The following is a 4,092-nucleotide window of genomic DNA, read 5'->3' as shown; positions in this document are numbered from 1 at the left end:
GGAGTCGGTCAGCCACCAAGAGGCGATGACGCTGCGCATCACTTCCACCGGACTGGTAGTCATTGCAGCGAAGCAGGTCCGGCCAAATATCGAGTAGAGGGGTTAAGCGCCGGCCAATTTCAAGCTGATCACTGAAACCGGCAGCAAATGCACGGGAGATTGTTAACCAATGCTCCAACTGGTGCGTTAAGAATCGTAGTGCGGCACTCTTCGTGTCGGCGGAGAAGGACTTCTGACTGCTATCGTTGCGGTGCGTCTCGCTAGATCTTTTTTCAAGTTCAAGCTTTAGCGCCGCTTTGAGCTCTTCTCTCTGGATGTTTGGGGGGATATCTACAATAAGGTCCGTAAGTTCTTCGGGAAGAATTTCGCGCTCCCGAAGTTCTAGGCCATCGGAAACGCTAAGCAGCGCCACCTTCGCCAGAAATGGATAGATCTCTTCTGACCAGTATTCGCTTGTGTATACGTATAGTGATGGGGCAGGTATTGGTGTGGCGGCCAAGATCTGCTTGGCCTCGAGTTTCATGCCGTTAAGAAGGGCTACTGAAGCCGCTCGTAACAAACCGAGAATGATTCGCGGTTGTTTATAGCTGGAGTTTTTTTCTCCTAATTTCACCTGTTGGGCTTTCTCGCACGCGCCTGAAAGTTTGCTGATCAGGGCTCTCTGTAGAGATGAATTCCCGTCAAAAAAGGGAATCAACGCTGTTAGCGGTCCTGGGCCCAACAGATCAGATTTCACAAAAGCATCGACCGAGCTGCTTTTCAGGCTTCCCATATCAGCGCCCAAGCGTAACAAAGGCACTAACGTCTCCGTCACCTCAAAAGCGTACCAGTCCATCCACATCTTAAGATCTGCTGCCGCGCGTTCACTTTCCCCTTTGATCAGAAAGCAGAAAGGTATGGCAGCCATATCTAAGGCGGTCGGATCGGCTCTGTCGCGCTGCAGTTGGCGTTCGCTGAAGTCTTGCTCAAGCCAATGAGTTCTCCATTCTTTAACCCGATGGGCGTGGTGATAGGCATCTGCCAAGTCTCCGCCGAGACCATAAGCAATAGTCAGCCGCGCGTGACGAGTTCCAGGCCAATGGGTGCGCAGCTCGAAAAGGCGACGTATTGAGTCCGCATCGCCGGAGTAGACCGTGAGGTGAGGGTTGTCGAGGATGTAATCAGTGCCACGCTGATCCACCGCTGCCAAGGTCGACAACTCTACAAGAAGTGGGACCAAGCGGTTTGTTTCATCCTTCTCAGCAGCGTAGGCCACAGCAGCTCGTAAGCGTGCATGTCGAATGGCTTGGCGACTGACAGGACTTCTGATAGTGGTCGGGATTCTCTCGTCAAACGCGAGATTGAATAGCAGTTCTCCGTCTTCCAGTTGTTTCAACAAGTCGGGCAAAGTGGTAGCGGCATAAATTGAAGTCGCCTGCATACCAAGCAGTCTTTTCGAGAGACTGCTTAAAGTGTCGCTGTTTCCACAATACTCGTCTCGAATGAGGGTCTCTGTCGGTTCATCTCGGAACATCAGCCCGTGTTTCGTGTGCTCCAAAAGTGGCGAAAGGTCTGCAGCGAAACTGGCGATTGCTCCCTCTGCAAGCCCGCTGGCTTCGGCAAATTCCCGAACCGGTACTGGTGGCGGAAGTAACGCCAGACCGGTCAAAAATGTGGTGATATCCATATCACTATAGCCCTGCTTGCGGGCTTGCATTAGCGCAGAGTTGATTCTTTTGCGAAGTAGCTCATCCAACTGGATTACGTTATGCTTTTCGGAGGACGCCAATAACGCGGGAGCATCTGCGACCAGATGTTCCAACACGCGAGCGTTTCCTCTTGATCGAGACTGAGCTACTTGAGTGTTGTCCTCACTATGATCCTCTATCCGGGTTTTCAGGAACTCACGTGTTTCATCAATCGTGAAGGCCTTCAACTCAAACTGTTCACATGTCGCTTCGCCTGTTGCAATGGCACGTCGATGAGTACGTGTACTCACTACTAACTGCACACCAGAAATCGAACCGCCGTGAGTTAGGCTGGCGAGCAGAAGTGCAGGGAAAGAGATTTCACCGCGATCTCTTGCATGTTCGCCAGCATTATCGATTGCGTCGAGCAGGAGAACAAGTTGTCGGTCAGGTTCGAAGCGGCGAATCGTTTCTGCGGCCTGCTTCATCCGAAGGCGAAACACCCGTATTAAGTCATCGCTATTATCTGTGATCGGTAGAAGCGGGTCGCAGTAGCCTCGACATGCCAATTCGTTGACTATATGAACCAGACCTTTTCTCGGGAGATGTCGCGCATCACCAGGAGCGCGGTATTGACCCATTCCATAACAGTCAAAGAGAACAACTTGATGTCTTTCAGTCAGTCGAGCCGCAATAGAGTTCATGAAGACTGTCTTGCCGATACCGCCATCTGCATGAATGACCAGTGGAATGGTCAGTTGCGGAATCTTCTCGACGACGTCGGATAACTGGCTGCGTTCTACAACCGTACCCACATCTGGAAAGCTTGCTGGGCAAGGCAGCAGTTCATGTTCATCTTGTAACTCCAGGGCTGTCAGAATATCAGCGCGTGAAATCACATTTCGCCTCTGATTGGCAAGGTTCGCTTTATCACGCGCTAGTTCTCTTATAGCGTTGAGTCGAACCCTAGCCTGAGGATCACGTGCTACACCCCAGTCTGCGAGAATCAGTGCTAACCGGTGCTTGCTTTCCCGTAGATCTCCTCGAAGCCCTGTAAAGCTCAGTCGACTAACGAACTCTACCAAATCCTTGCCCTTGAGATTGCAAGCCGATTTAATTTGGTCTGTCTGTTCTTTGACGGTGCCTGTCGCTGAAATTCCAGCAATAATCCCAGCGATCGCGTCGTCCAGTTCGCCGAGAATTGGACGGTTTGTCACTAACTCGAAGCGAAGTTTCTCACGTGCTTGAGCAGTCCCGTACTTGGTCTTGTGCGACCTATAGGTCTTGGCGAACTTCTCGATGGTTTTTTTCGCATCGGCTGCACGGAACGCTTTGTCTTCCGAGGCTTTTGAGTACTTAACCTGCACCACGACGATCTTTTGGGCGTGCTCAAATGAGGCAGCTTTCCCGTAATAGAGAACGGCGTCGGCAATTTCGTTGCCTGCGTCCTCTGCACCCGTTTGATCAATGGGAGAGAAACCCTCTATCGCAACACCAACGAACTGGTCTCTGGGCAGCAGAAGTCCCAGGCATTTACGAGCGACCCACGCCTCGTGGAATTCGTGACCATCCCTGGATGCTCGAACACTGTCCATTTTTTCACGCGTGCTAGCCATTCTGATCGATGAGCTCCCTGCTGGCGATTTATAAGCTTTGATTACCAATAATGACATTTTCTACGGGCGGGGCCTATTCGCAGGGCTAAGGGGCCACCAGCGCTAGCCTTGCATTCAGAAAGGCATTGATCGGATCGCCATCCAGAAACTGTGTAAGTGGTATCGGCTGCTTGCGCACACAGTGGACATGCAACACCGATACACCTAAAAGTTTCTTGTTACACATGTTATTTCACGGTTTTTTTCAGAAAAAATTCTTATAAATCATAGTGTTGTCGATGGCGAAACACTTGAAACACTTGAAACCCATTTCAATAGCTTTGGGTCAATACCCACGCCCAGCATGTAGGGCCACCTTCAGCGAGAGTTGGGCTTTGGCTATGCTTCGATGGTGCCGGGGACCCTGAGCAAACCTATGAGACACGGGGCTGGGAACCCGCGGGACTTTGTTAGCAGCAGGGTGCCCAGCTTAGTGAACAGGTGAACCGGGTGAACACACCCGTCTGGGTGGTGAACCCCATCAACCATTCACCAGGCTACTGACCCTTCTCTTCGGGAGGCGTCAACCTCGTCAACTGTCAACCATCGTCAACCTGGCAGCCGCTAGCAAGGCTGCGCGGGTTTCCGTCCCCGTGCCCACTAGATATCGGCAGGGTCCCTGCCTCCCACCAGCCTCAGCCGCGAACCCGACTACTGTGCGCTGATCGAGTGGCTGGACATGGTTCTGATCAGTCAGTAGCCTGCCGCTCGAAAATGGCACTCGGTCCTTGATCATGCCGTTTCTCGGGGGCCTGGACGTATACCGTCGG

The 4,092-nt window shown here is 52.1% G+C and carries 1 protein-coding gene; it reads right to left on the bottom strand.

All coding sequences use genetic code 11. The features are described from left to right. The coding region (locus tag APH44_RS28625) for an NACHT domain-containing protein (RefSeq protein ID WP_156343817.1) at positions 1-3,340 on the bottom strand (3,340 nt) is incomplete at its 3' end. Positions 3,341-4,092 lie beyond the last annotated feature (752 nt).

The organism is Pseudomonas sp. NBRC 111143, from assembly GCF_001320965.1.
Taxonomy (GTDB): domain Bacteria; phylum Pseudomonadota; class Gammaproteobacteria; order Pseudomonadales; family Pseudomonadaceae; genus Aquipseudomonas; species Aquipseudomonas machongensis.
This window is presented reverse-complemented; position numbering and strand designations above follow the sequence as displayed.